This is a genomic window from Streptomyces platensis (assembly GCF_008704855.1).
GTDB lineage: Bacteria > Actinomycetota > Actinomycetes > Streptomycetales > Streptomycetaceae > Streptomyces > Streptomyces platensis.
The window spans coordinates 4,814,118-4,831,864 of record NZ_CP023691.1 but is presented as its reverse complement, the minus strand read 5'-3'; the positions used below and the strand labels follow the sequence as shown (position 1 = coordinate 4,831,864).

Here is a 17,747-nt window from a genome sequence, read left to right as displayed (position 1 = left end):
GTAGCCGGTGTGGCGGGCGGAGCTGGGGTGCCGGTGCGGCCCGGGCACGGGCCGTGGTGGCCGGGGTTGGTTCGGCTCGGGGCCGCGCCGGGTCGCTGGACCCCGGTGGCCCGGCCCGTGCCCGTACCCGCGAGGTGAACGGGCGGCTGCCCGCCTCGGCCGAGACATCGGCGACCTGTCCGGTCACCGCGCAGCGCACCAGGCGGGTGTGCTGCGCGGCCGCCACCCGGCGGGCCGCCGCGCAGGCCACGGCCGGGCCCTGAAGGGCGTGATCCGCGGCGGCCAGCGCCGCCAGGTCCGCGGCGCCACCCGCCCGGTGCCGCGCCGCAACGGCCTGGCCCACGCCGACCAGGGCCACGAAGACCGCACAGAGCGCCGCCGCGGCGAAGACCGTCCAGACCGTCGCCGAGCCCTCATCGCCGTACCGTCTCTTCCGCAAGAGCCACCGCCTCCCCCGTGACCTGCGCCGTCAGCCGCCATACGCCGGGCAGCTCGGCCGCGACCCGTACGCGCACCAGAGCGCCCTCCCGTGCCAGGGCGATCCGCGCGCCCCGTGGAGCCGCGCTCCGGGCCGCCGAGATCACCGCCGTCCGTGGTTCCGACCGCGCCGCGGCACGCGCCCCGGCCCGCGCCGCGTCCACACACTCGATACGGGCGCAGACCGCCATCAACCCCCAGAGGAGCGCCGTCACCACCGCCACCAGGACGGGTATGACCACTGCCGTCTCCGCCGTCACGAAACCGGCGTCGCGAGTCCGCGGGACGCCCCGAGCCCGCAGGCCCGGGGCACCGCGGTCAGAACTGCACATTGATCGCCCTCTCGAGCGTCGACCGCAGCAATGCCTGAACCGGTCCACTCGTCACGACCTTGTAGAGCACCGCGGCCAGGGCACACGCCGCGAGTGTCCCGACGGCGTACTCCGCCGTGGTCATCCCCCGGTCGTCGCCCCCGATCGCGCGCAGCTTCGCCCACCATCGTCGCAACATTCCGCCCCGAAACATTCGAACCCCCTTTGAACGGCCCCTAGGAAGGGCCACTGATCTTTGACTTCTGGTGAATGGCTTCTTCTGATGAGTGGCTTCTGAGAACGGCGGGTGAGGTGGCTTGTGAGGAACGGCGCGTGAGGAACAGCGCGTGAGGAACGGCTTCTGGCATACCGGTGGAGGGGTCTCGCGACCTGGCCCGGTGAGCCGGTCCGTGCACTGCCCTCCAGGCCCGCCCGGCCGGCCCGCTATGTCGGCACGGCCTCGCCGACTCACCCGCCGCGATCCCCGCACCGGCCCGTGAATGCCGCGTGCCCGCCGCTCAGTTACGTCCCAGCAAGCCGCCTGCCAGGCCGATCAGCACAGGCGCGACCCCGAGTGTCAGGAACGCCGGCAGGAAGCACGCCGACAGCGGCAGGGTGACCAGCACCCCGGCCCGTCGGGCCTGTGCGGTCGCCGTCCGGGCCTGCTCCGCGCGGAGTTCGGCGGCGATCCGGGACGCCGACTCGACGGCCGGTACCCCGGATATCCCGGCGCGCTCCATACAGCGCGCCAGCCCTTCGGCACCGGGGAGCGCGGCCAACCGTGGCCATACGACCGCCGGTTCACCGCCCAGGCGCAGTTCCGCCGCCACCTGGCGCAGCCGCTCGGCGACCGGCCCGTCGAGCGACCGGCCCACCGCCTCGGCCGATTCCAGTGGTCCGGCCCCGGCCGCGAGGCAGGCCGCCAGCAGATCGCCGGCCGGCGCCAGCTCCGCCCGTACCTCGGCGGCCGCCGACCGGACCGCCTCCGCGCCCCGTTGCCGCACCAGGTGACGATGCGCCCCGTAGCCCACGGCGAGTCCCGCCAGGACTCCCGTCATGCCGCCGACGAGGATGAACACGAGTCCGGCCGCCCCCAGGGGCCCGGCCCAGTCCAGCGGGCGGCCGTTCCGCGGCACGCCGTTCGTCACCGTCGCGGTTCGCCGCCACCAACGGGCTCGGTCGGACGGCCCGGTCCGGGCCCCGTCCCTGCCGCGCCGGTCCTGTTCGCCGGTCCACACCGCCGGGAGTCGTCTCCGTACGGCACGTCCGCCGCGTGCCTCCCGCACCAAAGCCAGGGCGCACAACACCGCCGCCACGGCGGTGACCGCCATCCCCACCCTGTGGACAACTTCCGCACTCACGCTGATCCCCTCCTACGCGGCTTCCGAGGCCGCGACGATCCGGGCCGTCCAGGCCACCCCGCCCCACTCCAGGAGCCCGCCGACCACCAGGCAGCCCCACCCGGCCGGGGTATGCAGCAGCACCCGCAGTGGGTCGGCGCCCAGTGCACTGCCCATCAGGAGCCCGGCCGCCGGCAGCAGTGCCAGCATCAGCGCGGTGGCCCGGGGACCGGCCAACTGGGCGCGCAGCTCATCGCGTTGATCGCGCTGCGCCCTGAGACCGGCCGCGATCCGCTCCAGCCCCGAGGCCAGTCCCGCGCCGCCCTCCACGGCCACCTGCCAGCACGCGGCCATACCGGTCAGCCCCGCGGCCCCCGGATGCCGCGCCGCCACACGCAGCGCCTGGGGGACGTCCCCGCCGTACCGCGCGGCCGCCAGCACCGCCGAGCCCGAAGCACCGAGGCCCGGCGCCCCCGCGGCGAGCAGAGCCTGCGCGGGCTGCCGCCCGGCCCGCAGCTCCCCCGCCACGGCCGCGCACAGCGCGATCACCGCGGCGGCCTGCCGGTCACGCACCCGCCCCGCGCCGCGGGTGACCAGCCACCGCCGGACGAGGAACACCGCGACCACGGAGGCGGCCACGGGGACCAGGGATTCGCCCAGCACCCCCAGGGCCAGCCCCGCCGGCAGACACCAGGCCTCCTGCCCGATGTCTCCCCGGCGGCCGAGCCTCCAACGGCGCCCCGCGTCCCCCTCGACCAGCCGCCCCGCGCACCACTTCCGCACCCCCTCGCCGCGCAGCCGGGCCGGCCATCCCCCTTCGGGGTCCGCTGCTCCGCGCCCGCCGAGCAGCGCCCGGGCCCGTCGCCGTACGTCGTCCGGCCGGCCACCGGCCGACCGTAGGGCGGCGCCCGCGCAGAGCACCGCAACCAGCAGCGCCACCCCGGCCACACTCATCCGGACACACCCCCGCCCCGCTCACACAGCTGCCTCAACCGCTCCCAGCCACGCCCTTCTTGGAACCCGGCCGGGCCCCAGACGGCGGCCGGGACGGTCACCACGAAGCCATCGCGGTCCCGCTCCAGGACATGGACCTCGGCGATCCGGCGCCGACCGGCCCGGTCGCGTACGAGATGCAGTACGACCGAGAGCGCGGCCGCCAGCTGGCTGTGCAGCGCGGCACGGTCCAGGCCGGCGGTGGAACCAAGGGCCTCCAGCCGCGCGGGGACATCGCAGCCGGCGTTGGCATGGACCGTCCCGCAGCCGCCCTCATGGCCCGTATTCAGAGCCGCGAGCAGGTCCGTCACCTCGGCGCCGCGCACCTCGCCGACCACCAGCCGGTCCGGGCGCATCCGCAGCGCCTGCCGTACGAGGTCCCGCAGCGTCACCCGGCCGACGCCCTCCTGGTTGGCGGGCCGGCTCTCCAGCCGCACCACATGGGGATGGTCCGGCCGCAGCTCCGCCGAGTCCTCGGCCAGGACGATCCGCTCGGCGGGGCCGACCAGACCGAGCAGCGTGCTGAGCAGAGTGGTCTTGCCGCTGCCCGTACCGCCGCTGATCAGGAAAGACAGCCGGGCCGCCAGCAGCGCCCGAAGCAGCCGGTCGCCACCCGGCGGGACCGTGCCGGCCGCCACCAACTCCGCGAGGTCGAAGGCCCGCGGCCGCAGCACCCGTAAGGACAGACAGGTCCCGGCGACGGCCACCGGGGGCAGCACGGCATGCAGCCGGGTGCCGTCCGGGAGGCGGGCGTCCACCCATGGCCGGGCGTCGTCCAGCCGCCGTCCGGCCACCGCCGCCAGCCGCTGGGCGAGTCTGCGCACCTCCGCCGCGTCCCGGAAGCGGACGTCCGTACGCTCCAGACCACCGCCTCGGTCCACCCACACCTCGTCCGGCGCGGTGACCAGGACGTCCGTGACTTCGGGTGCGGCCAGCAGCGGTTCCAGCGGCCCGCTGCCCACCATCTCGGACCGTAACGCGGCCACCACACCCAGCACTTCGGCGTCACCCAGCAGCCGCCCCTGCTCGCGTAGTGCCACAGCCACCCGCGCGGGCGTCGGCTCCGCCCCGGCCTCGGCGAGCCGCCGGCGCACCATCTCCAGCAGGTCCGTTCCGTGGCTCATCCCCGGCCTCCGCCCCGGCCGACCGCAGGCTCCCTCACACCGGCCCCGGGCTCCGTGCTCTGCCCCGGCCCCGTCCCCGTGGCAGACGCCGGACCGCCACCATCGACCCCGCTCTCCGTCAACCGATCCCAGAACGCCGTGCAGAACCGCGCCAACGGCCCGCGCACCTGCGCCCCCGGTGGCACCCCTCGCGAAAGATCGGCCAACAGACCGGCCTCCCACGGCACTTCACCGGCCAAGGGCAGCTCCATGAGGCGGGCGATCTCGTCCGGCGGCAGGCCGTGTCCATGGCGTCCGGGAGCCCCCCGCGCCACGACGCGCAGATCACCGAGCACTTTCTGCGCCCCGGCGGCCACCCGCTGCGCCGCCGCGACCGCGCGCAGCTCCGTAGGGACGAGCAACAGGCCCATGTCCACCTGGGCCAGGGCCTCCGCCACCGCTGCGTCGACCCTGCGCGGCAGGTCCACCACCACGACACCGCCGCGCCGCCGCGCCGCGGCCATGACCGCGCGCATGGCCGGGGGCGGGATGATGGCATCGGAGCCCCGATCCCAGCTGAGGACCCGGAACGAGTGGAGCCGCGGCAGCGACTCGGCCAGGGCACCGCAGGCGACCCGGCCCCGTGATTCGGCGAACGCGGGCCAGCGCAGGCCCTTTTCCTTCTCGCCGCCCAGCAGGACGTCCAGCCCACCGCCCAGCGGGTCGCCGTCGACGAGCAGCGTGCGCCGTCCCGTACGGGCCGCGGTGACGGCCAGTGCGCCGGCCAGGGTGCTCGCTCCGGCGCCGCCGCAGCCGCCGATGACGCCGACCGTCAAGGCCGGCGGCCCGACGCCCTCGACCGCATCGGCGATCCGGTCCGTAAGCCAGCGCTCGCCGTCGGGGAGGGCCAGCACCCGCTCGGCGCCAAGGGCGACGGCCAGCCGCAGGACGGCCGGATCGTCCGCGTCCTGTCCGGTGAGGATGACGCCCGCCCGGCGTCCGGCCCCGCGCATCCGGGGCGCGCAGTCAGCGCCGACGATCACCAGAGGCGGTGCTTCCCAGTCCCCTTTGCGGGCCGGCAGGCCGTGCGCCACTTCGGGCAGTGCCCCGGCTGCCGCACACAACCGCAGAAGATCGTCGAGGAGCCTTTCGTCCTCGGTGATGATCAGCGGCCCGGCCCGCTCCTCGCCGGTATGGACCGGCCGTTCCGATGGCGTCATTCCGGCCACGTTCCGTCCCCCTATCGCTACACAACTCGCGCATCCGCGAACTCGCGGACTTTTACGCTGCACCGATCGGGAAAATCTTGGGGATCTTGACCCAAAATTGTGGACAACTCCGGGGCTGTGAATATCCCTGTCACCTATTCCAGCGACGGGCGGCTACTTCTGGGGCTGAAGAGAGCCTTCCGTAGAGCAGCGCACTGACTACGGTGCGTAATGGGTCGAGGGCGGAGAGGCCGCGGGCGCCGAGCAGGCAAGGAGAAGTGCGGAGCAGCGTCCGGCGGCGGAAAATGCGTCCGGACATGCGACGACCCCCGCCGGGGGGGAGAGCGGGGGTCGTCCCCACGGCCGACTCGGGGGGGGGAGGAGCCGGACCGGGTTAGCACGGTCGCGAACGATCCGTGACTTCCATGGTGTACCCGAGAGCCTTCTCAGGCAAACCCACGCGCCACACCTTACGCCGAATGGTGGGCGCCTATGCTCGCCCCGTGGAAAACCACTCCGTGCCTCACTCGACTCCCCGTACTGCCGCGTTCTTCGACTTGGACAAGACCGTCATTGCTAAGTCAAGCACGCTGACCTTCAGCAAGTCGTTCTACCAAGGCGGCCTGATCAATCGGCGGGCCGTACTGCGCACCGCGTACGCCCAGTTCGTGTTCCTGGCGGGCGGCGCCGACCACGATCAGATGGAGCGGATGCGGGAATATCTCTCCTCGCTGTGCCGCGGCTGGGACGTGGCCCAGGTGCGGGAGATCGTCGCCGAGACGCTGCACGATCTGATCGACCCCATCATTTATGACGAGGCGGCCTCGCTCATCGAGGAACATCACGCCGCGGGGCGGGACGTCGTGATCGTCTCCACCTCGGGCGCCGAGGTCGTCGAACCGATCGGTGAACTCCTGGGCGCGGACCGGGTGGTGGCCACCCGCATGGTCGTCGGCGAGGACGGCCGTTTCACCGGCGAGGTGGAGTACTACGCCTACGGCCCGACCAAGGAGGAGGCGGTGCGGGAGCTCGCCGCGTCCGAGGGCTACGACCTCGAGCGCTGCTACGCCTACAGCGATTCGGCCACCGATGTCCCGATGCTCTCGGCGGTCGGCCACCCCTTCGCCGTCAACCCGGACCGGGCGCTGCGCCGCGAGGCGGTCGCGCGGGGTTGGCCGGTTCTCTCCTTCAATCGGCCGGTCCCGCTCAAGCAGCGGCTGCCGACGCTGTCGATGCCCTCGCGACCGGCGCTCGCCGTGATGGCCGCGGTGGGCGCGGCCATGGCGACCGCGACGCTGGTCTGGTACGCGAGCCGGCGGAAAACTCCGAAGCCACGCCTCGGGCTTATTGGCCGGAGCGGCCGCGTCGCCCGTAATGCCCGCGTTTGAAGCCAAACGTAAAGATCTGAGGCACGGGGTTCCGCTTCCCCCGCCCGAGGAGTACAAAGGACTTAACGGCCCGCGAGACCAAGGACATCCGAGAGGAACACCTTTAACGCAGGAAGTGGCCCACGGACCGATGCATGAATGTCGGGCACCCACGCGACGCCGACCCGTCGATTACGGGCCAGCCGCACCAGGTAACCGGACAAAGATTCCGGCCTGATGGGCAAACATTCGAGCACGCTTGGTAACCCGGCAGACATGCCAGCGGCGGTACCACCGATTGGTACCGCCGCAACCCTTGTTCAGGGGCGAATGAAGCAATCCTTCCGGAATTCTCCGAGCGGCGCCCAAAGGACTTCACCCGGCCGCCCGTTATGCCGCGCCGCGCTGGAGCGCCTCACAGACGGCGGTGCTCTCCCGTACGCCGAGTTCCACCGCGCGTCCACAGTGCGCGATCCACGCGGCGACGCCCTCCGGAGTGCCCGAGACATAGCCCTCCAGGGCCGCGACGTACGCCGCGCGCCCCAGTTCGGCGTGCCCGACCTCGGCGGGGCAGATGGATTTCGGGTCCAGTCCGCTGCCGATCAGCACGATCCGCTCCGCGGCCCGCGCGACCAGCCCGTTGCACGTGGCGAACGGCCGCAGGGCGAGCAGCTCACCGTGGACCACCGCCGCGGTCACCAGCGCCGGCGCCTCGCTGCCCGCGAGGAGCAGCCGCGCCAGCCCGTCCAGCCGCCCGGCGACCTCGTCGGCATCCGGCAGCGGCAGCTCGATCAGCGGTTCGTCCACCGGCTCGGCGCCCAGCCGGGGCCGCCCCACCGTCTCGTCGGCCACCCGGCCGGCCTCATCGGCACTGCGCCCCCCGCTGGACGCGGCCACCAGATGAAGCCGTGCCAGCACCCGCAGCGGCGACTGCCGCCACACGCTGAGCAGCTGTCCGGCCTCCGCGGTCAGCCGCAGGGCCGCGCCGACCGTGCGCGGCTCGCCCTCGACGCCGAAGTCGGTGCGGCGCCGGACCTCTTCGAGCGCCCAGTCGGCCCCTGAAAGAGCCGCGGAACCACGCGCTCCGCGCAGCGCCGCCTCGGACGTCACCTCGTTGCTGCGGCGTCGCATGACCCGGTGCCCGTAGACCCGGTCGACGCCCTTGCGTACGGAGTCCACGGAGTCGGCGACTCCCGGGAGCGAGGCCAGGGTCACGAGCGGGTCGGCGCTCGCCTGCGGGGGGTCGGGGGGCGTCCCCCGGGAGATTCCAGCCATGGGTACGACCCTACGCACCACCAGGCCGGACCCCTCGAAGGAGTGGTCTTCCTCACGCAGCCCTCTCACCCTGAGCGAGATCAAGATTACCCTTGGTGAACATGAAGATCGCTTTCGTAGGCAAGGGCGGCAGCGGCAAAACCACCCTGTCCTCCCTGTTCATCCGGCATCTCGCCGCTTCCCGGGTCCCCGTGATCGCCGTGGATGCCGATATCAACCAGCACCTGGGCGCCGCGCTCGGCCTCGACGAGGCGGAGGCCGCCGCGCTTCCCGCGATGGGTGCCCAACTGCCACTGATCAAGGACTACCTGCGGGGCAGCAATCCCCGGATCCCGTCCGCCGAATCAATGATCAAGACCACCCCTCCCGGCGAGGGCTCGCGACTGCTGCGGGTCGGCGAGGACAACCCCGTCTACGACGCCTGCGTCCGGCCGGTGGAGCTCGACGGGGCCGCCGTGCGACTGATGGCAACCGGCCCGTTCACCGAGTCCGATCTCGGCGTGGCCTGTTACCACTCCAAGGTCGGCGCCGTGGAGCTGTGCCTGAACCACCTCGTGGACGGCCGGGAGGAGTATGTCGTCGTCGACATGACGGCCGGTTCCGACTCCTTCGCCTCCGGGATGTTCACCCGCTTCGACATGACCTTCCTGGTCGCCGAGCCGACCCGTAAGGGCATCGCCGTCTACCGCCAGTACAAGGAGTACGCACGGGACTTCGGCGTCCCCCTGAAGGTCGTGGGCAACAAGGTGCAGGGCCCGGAGGACCTGGCGTTCCTGCGCGAGGAGACCGGCGACGATCTGCTGGTCACCGTCGGCCACTCCGACTGGGTGCGGGCCATGGAGAAGGGCCGCCCGGCCCGCTTCGACCAGCTGGAGGAGGCCAACCGGCGCGCTCTGGAAACGCTGCACCACACCGCCGACGCCGCCTACGGGCGCCGCGACTGGGAGCGCTACACCCGGCAGATGGTGCACTTCCACCTGAAGAACGCGGAGAGCTGGGGCAATGCGAAGACCGGAGTCGACCTTGCCGCCCAGGTCGACCCCGCCTTCGTGCTCTCCGAGGGAGCAGCCACCCCACAGCCCGCCTGACCTGCCGGACGACGCGGGCGGGCGCCACCGGTTCGGCCGGTCCACCCGGGCGGCAGCCCGTTCCGCGTCGCGACTCAGCAGCCGGCGACGCCCTTCGCGGTGCCGGTGAGCGCCCTCCCGATGAGGGAACGGAATCGCCGCGCACAGCCTTCAGGCGTCAGGAAAAGGATGGAAATCCACAAGACGAAAGGCCCCACGTTCACCGGATAGAGGGATGAATTGCGGCGAATGACCGCAAAAGCCTCTCCTTACCTTTACCTCTCATTACGGTTCATTTACCGATGCTTGAGAGTCACCGGACCATCGCCCAACGGTGATGCCCGCCGGTCGGCTCACGTCCCGCCGCAGTACACCGCCGCCCCACGATCGCGCCCCGCGCGACCGCGTCGCCCCGGAGGAGACGGGAATGCCGCAGACCGAGAAGTTGCCGCCGCAGCCGCCGCGCACATCGCACCGCACCGAGATCCCTCCCGAGCCCCGTACGCCCACCGATCCCGGCTCCCCTGTGAAGAAGGGCCGGGCCGCCCGCCGGGACCTCTCCGCCTCGGTCGTCGTCTTCCTGCTCGCCGTCCCGCTCTCCCTGGGCCTCGCCCTGGCCACGGGCGCCCCGCTCCAGGCCGGTCTGGTCTCGGCGGTCGTCGGCGGCATCGTCGCCGGTACCCTCGGCGGCGCTCCGCTCCAGGTGAGCGGCGCGGCAACCGGCCTCCTGGTGGTCACCGCCGATCTGGTCCAGCGCTACGGCTGGCGCGCCACCTGCGCCGTCACGGTCCTGGCGGGCCTCACCCAACTCGCCCTCGGCGCCCTGCGCGTGGCCCGCGCAGCGCTGGCCATCAGCCCGGCGATCGTGCACGGCATGCTGGCCGGCATCGGGGTCACCATCGCCCTCGGCCAGCTCCATGTGGTGCTCGGCGGCAGTCCGGACAGCTCGGCGCTCGACAACGCCGCCGCGCTGCCCGGCCAGTTGGCGCACCCCCACGCCGTCGCGCTGCTGATCGGCGCCGTCACCGTCGCCGTACTCCTCGGCTGGGGGCGGCTGCCGGGCCGCGCCGGGCGCTGGGCGCGGGTGCTGCCCGCCCCGCTGGCCGCCGTGCTCGCCGCGACGGCCGTCAGCGCGGGGACGGAGGTGGCGCGGGTGGAGCTGCCGTCCTGGCGGATGCCCGAGCTGCCGGTGCTGCCGGACGACTCCCTTCCGGCCCTTGCCGCCGCGGTACTGACCGTCACCCTCGTCGCCGGCATGGAGTCGCTGCTGTCGGCGGTGGCCGTGGACCGGCTGGCGGCCGACCGTCCGGGCGCCCCCACGGGGCGTGCGCGGCTCAACCGTGAGCTGGCCGGCCAGGGCGTGGCCAATACGGTCTCCGGGCTGCTGGGCGGGCTGCCGATCTCCGGCGGCGCGATCCGCGGCTCGGCCAATGTGCGGGCCGGCGCGGTCACCCGCCGCGCCACCGTGCTGCACGGCGTCTGGGTGCTGCTGTGCGCGGGACTGCTGGCCACGGCTCTGGAGCTGATTCCGCTGGCCGCACTGGCCGCACTGGTGATGGTCGTCGGCGTACGGATGGTGAGCTTCGCGCACATCCGGCACGTCCAGCGGCACCGCGAATTCCCGGTGTACGCGGCCACGTTGGGCGGTGTGGTCCTGTTCGGTGTGCTCCAGGGTGTGGTGACGGGCATCGCGGTCGCGGTCTTCCTGGCGCTGCGCCGGCTGACGCACACCCGTGTCACGGTCACGGAGGAGGCGGACGGCCACCGGGTGCGGGTCAGCGGGCAGTTGACGTTCCTGGCGGTGCCGCGGCTGAGCCGGGCGCTGGCGCAGGTGCCGGCGCACACCGATGTCGTCGTCGAGCTGTGCGGTTCGTTCATGGATCACGCCGCCTACGAGGCGCTTCAGTCCTGGTCGGCCACCCACCGGGCGCACGGCGGCCGGGTGACGCTCGGCGGCCGCTCGGGCCGGCCGCTCGCCGCGCAGGCCGGTGCGCACTCCTGCCGGCCGTGGACGCCCTGGCGCAATCATCACTGCACCCGGCCCGCCCCGGCCCCGGCGGCGGTCCCGGAGAGCAGCGGCAGCCAACTCATGGGCGGGGTCTCGGCATTCCAGCGCCATACGGCTCCGCTGGTGCGCGAGGAGCTGTCCCGGCTGGCGCGCGAGGGTCAGCGGCCCACCCAGCTGTTTCTGACCTGTGCCGACTCCCGGCTGGTCACGAGCATGATCACGTCCAGCGGGCCGGGCGATCTGTTCACCGTGCGCAATGTCGGCAATCTGGTGCCGCCACCCGGCTCCGACGCCTCCTGCGACTCCGTGGGCGCGGCGATCGAGTACGCGGTGGAGGTGCTGCGGGTCGGCTCGATCACGGTCTGCGGGCATTCGGGGTGCGGCGCCATGGGGGCGCTGCTGGGCGCGGCCGCACCGGAGGACGCCGAGCCGACCCCGCTCTCCCGCTGGCTGCGGCACGGCCGGCCGAGCCTGGCCCGTATGCAGCGCATCGGACGGCTGGGCCGGGGCGAAGTCGCCCTCAGCGGGCGGCCGGTGAGTGATGACCAGGAACGGCTCGCGCTCGTCAACGTCATGCAACAGCTCGACCACCTCCGGGCCCACCCGTGTGTGGCCCGCCGGGCGGCCGAGGGCACACTGGCCCTGCACGGCATGTATTTCCATGTCGGCGAGGCCCAGGCATATGTGCTCGACGAGGCCGCCGGGCGGTTCTGCGCGGTGCGCGGCGAACCTGCGCCGGTCACGGTCTGACCTGCGCGGCGTCTCCTCAACAGCCCTTGAACACACCCTGAACGAAAGGTCTACACCAATAATTGTCCACAGCCCTTGTCAGGGCCGGGCGCGGGCTGATGAGCTATGACCTGGGGACACATCGGACGCCCTGGGATTGGGAGATGTCGTGAGCAACGAAAGCCTGGCCAACCTGCTCAAGGAGGAGACGGGAGCATGAACGAGCATCCTTCCCTCTCCAACCTGCTCAAGGAGGAGCGGCGGTTCCCGCCGCCCGCCGATCTGGCCGCGAACGCCAACGTCACGGCTGCCGCGTATGAGCAGGCCGCGGCAGACCGGCTGGGCTTCTGGGCCGAGCAGGCCGAACGCCTGTCCTGGGAGACCTCGCCGACCCAGACCCTCGACTGGTCCAACGCACCCTTCGCGAAGTGGTTCGCCGACGGCAAGCTCAATGTCGCGTACAACTGCGTGGACCGGCATGTGGAGAACGGCCTGGGTGACCGGGTCGCCATCCACTTCGAGGGCGAGCCCGGCGACAGCCGCGCGATCACCTACGCCGAGCTCCAGCGGGAGGTCTCCAAGGCCGCCCATGCGCTGACCGAGCTGGGCGTGCGCAGCGGCGACCGGGTCGCCATCTATCTGCCGATGATCCCGGAGGCGGTCATCGCCATGCTGGCTTGTGCGCGGCTGGGTGCCCCGCACTCGGTCGTCTTCGGCGGCTTCTCCGCGGACGCCCTGGCGACCCGTATCAACGACGCGGACGCCCGCGTGGTGATCACCGCCGACGGCGGTTACCGCCGCGGCAAGCCGTCCGCCCTCAAGCCCGCCGTCGACGCCGCACTGACCAAGCCCGGCACGGAGAACGTCCGCAGCGTCCTCGTCGTACGCCGCACCGGCCAGGAGGACGTCGCCTGGCACGAGGGCCGCGACGTGTGGTGGCACGAGATCGTCGACCGGCAGAGCGACCAGCACACGCCCGAGGCCTTCGACGCCGAGCACCCGCTGTTCATCCTCTACACCTCCGGCACGACGGGTAAGCCCAAGGGCATCCTGCACACCACCGGCGGCTACCTCACCCAGGTGTCGTACACCCACCACGCCGTCTTCGACCTCAAGCCGGAGACCGACGTCTTCTGGTGCACCGCCGACGTCGGCTGGGTGACCGGCCACTCGTACATCACCTACGGCCCGCTCTCCAACGGCGCGACCGAGGTGCTCTACGAGGGCACGCCCGACTCCCCGCACCAGGGCCGCTGGTGGGAGATCGTGCAGAAGTACGGCGTGACGATCCTCTACACCGCGCCGACCGCGATCCGCGCCTGCATGAAGTGGGGCGACGACATCCCGGCGAAGTTCGATCTGTCGTCGCTGCGCGTCCTCGGGTCGGTGGGCGAGCCCATCAACCCCGAGGCGTGGATCTGGTACCGCAAGCACATCGGGGCCGACAAGACACCGATCGTCGACACCTGGTGGCAGACCGAGACCGGCGGGATGATGCTGAGCCCGCTGCCGGGCGTCACGGCGACCAAGCCCGGTTCGGCCCAGGTGGCGCTGCCCGGTATCGCCGCGACGGTCGTGGACGACGACGCGCGTGAGGTCCCCGACGGCGCCGGCGGCTACCTCGTCCTGACTGAGCCCTGGCCGGCCATGCTCCGCACGATCTGGGGCGACGACCAGCGCTATCTCGACACGTACTGGTCGCGCTTCGAGGGCAAGTACTTCGCCGGTGACGGTGCCAAGAAGGACGACGACGGCGACATCTGGCTGCTCGGCCGGGTGGACGACGTGATGCTGGTGTCCGGCCACAACATCTCCACCACCGAGGTCGAGTCGGCGCTGGTGTCGCATCCGAAGGTGGCCGAGGCCGCGGTCGTCGGCGCCGCCGACCCGCAGACCACCCAGGCCATCTGCGCCTTTGTCATCCTGCGCGGCGGTGCGGCGGAGGACGAGGGCCTGGTCGAGGAGCTGCGCGCCCATGTCGCCCAGCAGCTCGGCCCGATCGCCAAGCCCAAGCGGATCCTGCCGGTCGCGGAGCTGCCCAAGACCCGGTCCGGCAAGATCATGCGGCGGCTGCTGCGCGATGTCGCCGAGAACCGCGACCTCGGTGATGTCACCACCCTCACCGACTCCTCGGTCATGGACCTGATCCAGGCGAAGCTGCCGAGCGCGGCCAGCGAGGACTGAACGGGACGGCGTACGAAGGGGGCATCCGGCCGACGCGGCCGGGTGCCCCCTTGCCGTGGGCCGGCCGCCCCTCCTCCAGCGGCCTCTCGCCCGGATTGACCGTAAAGTGAGGTCACCGGATAGCTGCTTGCGCCCGCCCGGTACAGTGGGACACGCGTCAATGACACGCTAAAACTCTGGGTGCGCCGGGAAGTCTGGTCGGCAACTGCAACAGCCGTACACAGCTGCCGAAAGCCGGAGGTCACCGAGTGAGCGCGCCAAGCAATCAAACGATCAAGAAGTGTGCGCCGCGCGCCCACCGTCCCGCCGAGCGCGACGAGGCCCACGCATGAGCGCCCCCCGGAACCGCCGCACCCCGTTCCTCGGACGGATGTCGCTGCCCGAGCGGAACTTCATCGCGGAGGCGCTACGCGCCGAAACCGTCGGCGGCATCCTCCTCCTCGCCGCCGCCGTAGCCGCTCTGATCTGGGCAAACACCCTCGGCAAGAGCTACGAGACGGTCCGCGGCTTCCACCTGGGACCGGCCGCGCTGGGCCTGGACCTGTCCCTCCAGCACTGGGCCGCCAACGGGCTGCTCGCGATCTTCTTCTTCGTCGCCGGTATCGAGCTCAAGCGCGAACTGGTCGCCGGCGAGCTCCGTGACCCCAAGGCCGCCGCCCTCCCCGTGGTCGCCGCGCTCTGCGGGATGGCGATGCCGGCGGTCGTCTACTTCGCGGTCAACAGCATCGGCGGCGGCTCGCTCCAGGGCTGGGCGGTCCCCACCGCCACCGACATCGCCTTCGCGCTCGCCGTACTCGCCGTGATCGGCACGTCCCTGCCCGCCGCGCTGCGCGCCTTCCTGCTCACCCTCGCGGTCGTCGACGACCTCTTCGCGATCCTGATCATCGCGATCTTCTTCACCTCGAAGATCAACTTTCTGGCGCTCGGCCTCGCCCTCGCCGGCCTGGTGATCTTCTATCTGCTGCTGCGCAAGGGTGTCCGCGGCTGGTACGTCTACCTCCCGCTCGCCCTGGTCATCTGGGGCCTGATGGAGAACAGCGGGGTGCACGCCACCATCGCCGGCGTCGCCATGGGCCTGATGCTGCGCTGCACCCGGCGCGACGGCGAGACGCAGTCCCCGGGCGAACACATCGAGCATCTGGTCCGCCCGCTCTCGGCCGGCTTCGCCGTACCGCTGTTCGCCCTGTTCTCCGCGGGCGTGTCCATATCCGGCGGTGCGGTCCACGAGGTCTTCACCCGGCCGGAGACGCTCGGGGTCGTGCTCGGCCTGGTGGTGGGCAAGGCGCTCGGCATCTTCGGCGGCACGTGGTGCACCGCCCGCTTCACCCGGGCCGAGCTCAACCCCGACCTCAAGTGGCCGGATGTCTTCGCCGTCTCCTCTCTGGCCGGCATCGGCTTCACGGTCTCCCTGCTCATCGGCGAACTCGCCTTCGCCGGAGACCTGGTGCTGACCGACGAGATCAAGGCGTCGGTGCTGATCGGCTCGCTGCTGGCGGCCGTCCTCGCCGGCATCCTCCTCAAGGTCCGCAACACCAAGTACAGGAAGCTGTGCGAGGACGAGGAGCGGGACGAGGACCAGGACGGCATCCCCGACATCTACGAACTCGACAGGCCGGAGTACCACCTGCGGATGGCGGCGATCCACGAAGCCAAGGCCGCCGAGCACCGGCGGCTTGCCGAAGTGGCCTCCGACTCGCATGCCGGAGACGATGGTCCGGCATGATCTGAGAGGCTTTGCATCCGGGTGAAGAGAAGAGGGAGACGGCGATGAGCGCAGTCCACGACGGCACGGACCGCAGCCTCGGACAGCTGGTGGCCACGGCCACGGCTGAGATGTCCGCGCTGGTGCACGACGAGATCGCGCTGGCCAAGGCGGAGTTCCGACAGGACGCCAAGCGCGCGGGCATCGGCAGTGCCGCGTTCATGGTGGCCGGTGCGCTGGCGCTGTTCGCGCTGCCGGTGCTGAGTTTCGCGGCGGCGTACGGCATCCACAACCTCGGCCTCGGGCTCGCCTGGTCCTTCCTGATCGTCGGGGGCGCCTTCCTGGTCCTCGCCGGGCTGCTGGCCCTCATCGCGATGGCCAAGATGAAGAAGATCAAGAAGCCGGAGAAGTCGATCAACTCGGCCAAGGAGACCGCGGCCGTACTCCAGAAGGCCAAGCCGCACCCGCGCCTGGCGCCCGTGGAGCACCCGGTGCTGGAGTCTGTGACACGCTCATCGGTATGACAGCCCCTGACAGCACCGCCGCAGTCGTACGGCTCGGCATCCCCAGCGGGGAAGAGGTGTCGCACCGCGACGTCGCGGCCAACGGCGCCCGCTTCCACATCGCGGAGATGGGCGACGGCCCCCTGGTGCTGCTGCTGCACGGCTTTCCACAGTTCTGGTGGACCTGGCGGCACCAGATGCCGGCGCTCGCCGAGGCGGGCTTCCGGGCGGTCGCGATGGATCTGCGGGGCGTCGGCGGCAGCGACCGCACCCCGCGCGGCTACGACCCGGCGAACCTCGCCCTGGACATCACGGGCGTCATACGGTCCCTGGGAGAGCCGGACGCCGCGCTCGTCGGTCACGACCTGGGCGGCTATCTCGCCTGGACGGCGGCGGTGATGCGGCCCAAGCTGGTGCGCCGGCTGGCGGTGTCCTCGATGCCGCATCCGCGGCGCTGGCGCTCGGCGATGCTCGCCGACGTACGGCAGAGCGCCCGGAGTTCGCACATCTGGAACTTCCAGCGCCCCTGGCTGCCGGAGCGCGCGCTGACGGCGGACGACGCGGCGCTGGTGGGCCGGATGATCCGCGACTGGTCCGGCCCCCGGCTGCCGGACGACGACGCACTGATGGCCTACCGCCGGGCGATGAGCATCCCCTCGACGGCGCACTGCTCGATCGAGCCGTACCGCTGGATGGTGCGCTCGATGGCCCGCCCCGACGGTCTCCAGTTCAACCGCCGGATGAAGATGCCCGTACGGGTCCCGACGCTGCATCTGCACGGCTCGCTCGACCCGGTGATGCGTACCCGCAGCGCGGCCGGCTCCGGCGAGTACGTCGAGGCGCCGTACCGCTGGCGGCTCTTCGACGGCCTGGGGCACTTCCCGCACGAGGAGGACCCGGTGGCGTTCTCCACGGAGCTGATCAACTGGCTGAAGGACCCGGAACCGGACCGGTGACGAACCGCCGTCCCGGGGCCGGGCAGAGCGCAACGCCGCCCCCGGGACGGACTGTTGAACCCACCGCGCGAACCGGTTCTTCCACGCCTCCCGCGCACCGCTCAGCGGGTTTTCCGTACCGCTCGGCGGAGCGGCCGCACACCGAACTCGAACGTGCGTCTGACGAACAGCCACTTGCCCGGCGCATAGGCCAATTGGCGGCCCCCGGGGCGGTTACGGGCCTTGGGCCACGGGCAGAGTCGAGGGTATGGGCTGGACGCACGACTACCGTGACGTGGCACGCAACCGCCGCAGCAGTACCGTTGCCGTGGGTACTCAGGAAAGGGGCCCGGACCTCAGGTCCGGCGCATCCCCCGACCCGGCGCACCCGATGGGGATTCCGCGCATCCTGCGCCGCAGAGCGCGCTGGATGAGCGCGCGACTACGCCATCCCCGCACCTGACTCCTCGGCCCGCCGACGGGCGCGGGACTTCCCGCGCCGGACATCGGCGGGCGGCAGTGCTCCTCCGAACCGCCAGAGCCTG

At 72.0% G+C, this 17,747-nt stretch carries 15 protein-coding genes and 1 pseudogene; 8 read left to right on the top strand and 8 right to left on the bottom strand.

The annotated features are described in order from the left end of the window. Positions 1-166: 166 nt before the first annotated feature. The 7 genes and pseudogenes from CP981_RS21460 to ssd form a co-directional block, all read right to left on the bottom strand. Positions 167-439: pseudogene (locus tag CP981_RS21460) on the bottom strand (Rv3654c family TadE-like protein); the annotation flags it as partial. Next, on the bottom strand, positions 414-737 hold the full coding sequence (locus CP981_RS21455; RefSeq protein ID WP_425282148.1) for a TadE family type IV pilus minor pilin: 324 nt from the start codon (positions 735-737) through the stop codon (positions 414-416). The gene CP981_RS21455 and the pseudogene CP981_RS21460, both read right to left, overlap by 26 nt. A 58-nt stretch (positions 738-795) precedes the next feature. Further along, the gene (locus CP981_RS21450) at positions 796-987 is read right to left on the bottom strand and encodes a DUF4244 domain-containing protein (protein ID WP_078885580.1); all 192 of its coding nucleotides are present in this window, start codon (positions 985-987) and stop codon (positions 796-798) included. A gap of 319 nt (positions 988-1,306) precedes the next feature. Continuing rightward, positions 1,307-2,149 (bottom strand): type II secretion system F family protein, encoded by an 843-nt coding sequence (locus tag CP981_RS21445; RefSeq protein WP_345676906.1) that lies wholly within the window; start codon positions 2,147-2,149, stop codon positions 1,307-1,309. Between the two features lie 12 nt (positions 2,150-2,161). Continuing rightward, complete coding sequence (locus CP981_RS21440) at positions 2,162-3,082, bottom strand: type II secretion system F family protein (RefSeq protein ID WP_085923237.1); 921 nt, start codon at positions 3,080-3,082, stop codon at positions 2,162-2,164. Next, complete coding sequence (locus tag CP981_RS21435) at positions 3,079-4,245, bottom strand: TadA family conjugal transfer-associated ATPase (protein WP_085923236.1); 1,167 nt, start codon at positions 4,243-4,245, stop codon at positions 3,079-3,081. Before CP981_RS21435 ends, CP981_RS21440 begins: the two co-directional genes overlap by 4 nt. Further along, positions 4,242-5,444 carry a septum site-determining protein Ssd gene (ssd, locus tag CP981_RS21430; RefSeq protein WP_244329734.1) on the bottom strand — a complete coding sequence of 401 codons (1,203 nt, stop codon included), beginning with the start codon at positions 5,442-5,444 and terminating at the stop codon, positions 4,242-4,244. Before ssd ends, CP981_RS21435 begins: the two co-directional genes overlap by 4 nt. A gap of 467 nt (positions 5,445-5,911) precedes the next feature. Here ssd and CP981_RS21425 point away from each other — a divergent pair, with 467 nt between their 5' ends. After that, positions 5,912-6,820 carry an HAD family hydrolase gene (locus CP981_RS21425; RefSeq protein ID WP_085923234.1) on the top strand — a complete coding sequence of 303 codons (909 nt, stop codon included), beginning with the start codon at positions 5,912-5,914 and terminating at the stop codon, positions 6,818-6,820. A 369-nt stretch (positions 6,821-7,189) separates the two neighbouring features. Here CP981_RS21425 and CP981_RS21420 read toward each other — a convergent pair whose 3' ends face one another. Further along, positions 7,190-8,074, bottom strand: coding sequence for a Fic family protein (locus tag CP981_RS21420; RefSeq protein WP_085923233.1), 885 nt, complete (start codon positions 8,072-8,074; stop codon positions 7,190-7,192). 101 nt (positions 8,075-8,175) lie between these two features. On the opposite strand from CP981_RS21420, the gene CP981_RS21415 reads away from it, so the two are divergent. From CP981_RS21415 to CP981_RS38735, 7 genes are all read left to right on the top strand, one after another. Further along, a complete protein-coding gene (locus tag CP981_RS21415; protein WP_085923232.1) occupies positions 8,176-9,162 on the top strand; it encodes an ATP-binding protein in 987 nt (328 codons plus the stop codon). Positions 9,163-9,568: 406 nt separating this feature from the next. After that, positions 9,569-11,899 carry a bifunctional SulP family inorganic anion transporter/carbonic anhydrase gene (locus CP981_RS21410; RefSeq protein ID WP_208852964.1) on the top strand — a complete coding sequence of 777 codons (2,331 nt, stop codon included), beginning with the start codon at positions 9,569-9,571 and terminating at the stop codon, positions 11,897-11,899. Positions 11,900-12,094: 195 nt separating this feature from the next. Then, positions 12,095-14,062 carry an acetate--CoA ligase gene (gene acs, locus CP981_RS21405; RefSeq protein ID WP_085923230.1) on the top strand — a complete coding sequence of 656 codons (1,968 nt, stop codon included), beginning with the start codon at positions 12,095-12,097 and terminating at the stop codon, positions 14,060-14,062. A 328-nt stretch (positions 14,063-14,390) separates the two neighbouring features. Further along, positions 14,391-15,785: a Na+/H+ antiporter NhaA gene (nhaA, locus tag CP981_RS21400; protein WP_085923229.1), complete on the top strand. Its 1,395-nt coding sequence runs from the start codon at positions 14,391-14,393 to the stop codon at positions 15,783-15,785. Between the two features lie 44 nt (positions 15,786-15,829). Then, positions 15,830-16,288, top strand: a complete 459-nt coding sequence (locus CP981_RS21395; RefSeq protein ID WP_085923228.1) for a phage holin family protein — start codon at positions 15,830-15,832, stop codon at positions 16,286-16,288. Continuing rightward, positions 16,285-17,223, top strand: coding sequence for an alpha/beta fold hydrolase (locus CP981_RS21390; protein WP_085923227.1), 939 nt, complete (start codon positions 16,285-16,287; stop codon positions 17,221-17,223). Before CP981_RS21395 ends, CP981_RS21390 begins: the two co-directional genes overlap by 4 nt. A gap of 247 nt (positions 17,224-17,470) precedes the next feature. Beyond that, on the top strand, positions 17,471-17,665 hold the full coding sequence (locus tag CP981_RS38735; RefSeq protein WP_085923226.1) for a hypothetical protein: 195 nt from the start codon (positions 17,471-17,473) through the stop codon (positions 17,663-17,665). The last annotated feature ends 82 nt before the right edge of the window (positions 17,666-17,747 follow it).

Bases quoted from the DNA above. Each gene is read 5' to 3' on its own strand.
- CP981_RS21415 (WP_085923232.1), top strand. From the start codon at position 8,176: ATGAAGATCGCTTTCGTAGGCAAGGGCGGCAGCGGCAAAACCACCCTG.
- ssd (WP_244329734.1), bottom strand. From the start codon at position 5,444: ATGACGCCATCGGAACGGCCGGTCCATACCGGCGAGGAGCGGGCCGGG.
- CP981_RS21410 (WP_208852964.1), top strand. From the start codon at position 9,569: ATGCCGCAGACCGAGAAGTTGCCGCCGCAGCCGCCGCGCACATCGCAC.
- CP981_RS21420 (WP_085923233.1), bottom strand. From the start codon at position 8,074: ATGGCTGGAATCTCCCGGGGGACGCCCCCCGACCCCCCGCAGGCGAGC.
- CP981_RS21440 (WP_085923237.1), bottom strand. From the start codon at position 3,082: ATGAGTGTGGCCGGGGTGGCGCTGCTGGTTGCGGTGCTCTGCGCGGGC.
- CP981_RS21435 (WP_085923236.1), bottom strand. From the start codon at position 4,245: ATGAGCCACGGAACGGACCTGCTGGAGATGGTGCGCCGGCGGCTCGCC.
- nhaA (WP_085923229.1), top strand. From the start codon at position 14,391: ATGAGCGCCCCCCGGAACCGCCGCACCCCGTTCCTCGGACGGATGTCG.
- CP981_RS21395 (WP_085923228.1), top strand. From the start codon at position 15,830: ATGAGCGCAGTCCACGACGGCACGGACCGCAGCCTCGGACAGCTGGTG.
- CP981_RS21390 (WP_085923227.1), top strand. From the start codon at position 16,285: ATGACAGCCCCTGACAGCACCGCCGCAGTCGTACGGCTCGGCATCCCC.
- CP981_RS21450 (WP_078885580.1), bottom strand. From the start codon at position 987: ATGTTGCGACGATGGTGGGCGAAGCTGCGCGCGATCGGGGGCGACGAC.
- acs (WP_085923230.1), top strand. From the start codon at position 12,095: ATGAACGAGCATCCTTCCCTCTCCAACCTGCTCAAGGAGGAGCGGCGG.
- CP981_RS21425 (WP_085923234.1), top strand. From the start codon at position 5,912: ATGGTGGGCGCCTATGCTCGCCCCGTGGAAAACCACTCCGTGCCTCAC.
- CP981_RS38735 (WP_085923226.1), top strand. From the start codon at position 17,471: ATGGGCTGGACGCACGACTACCGTGACGTGGCACGCAACCGCCGCAGC.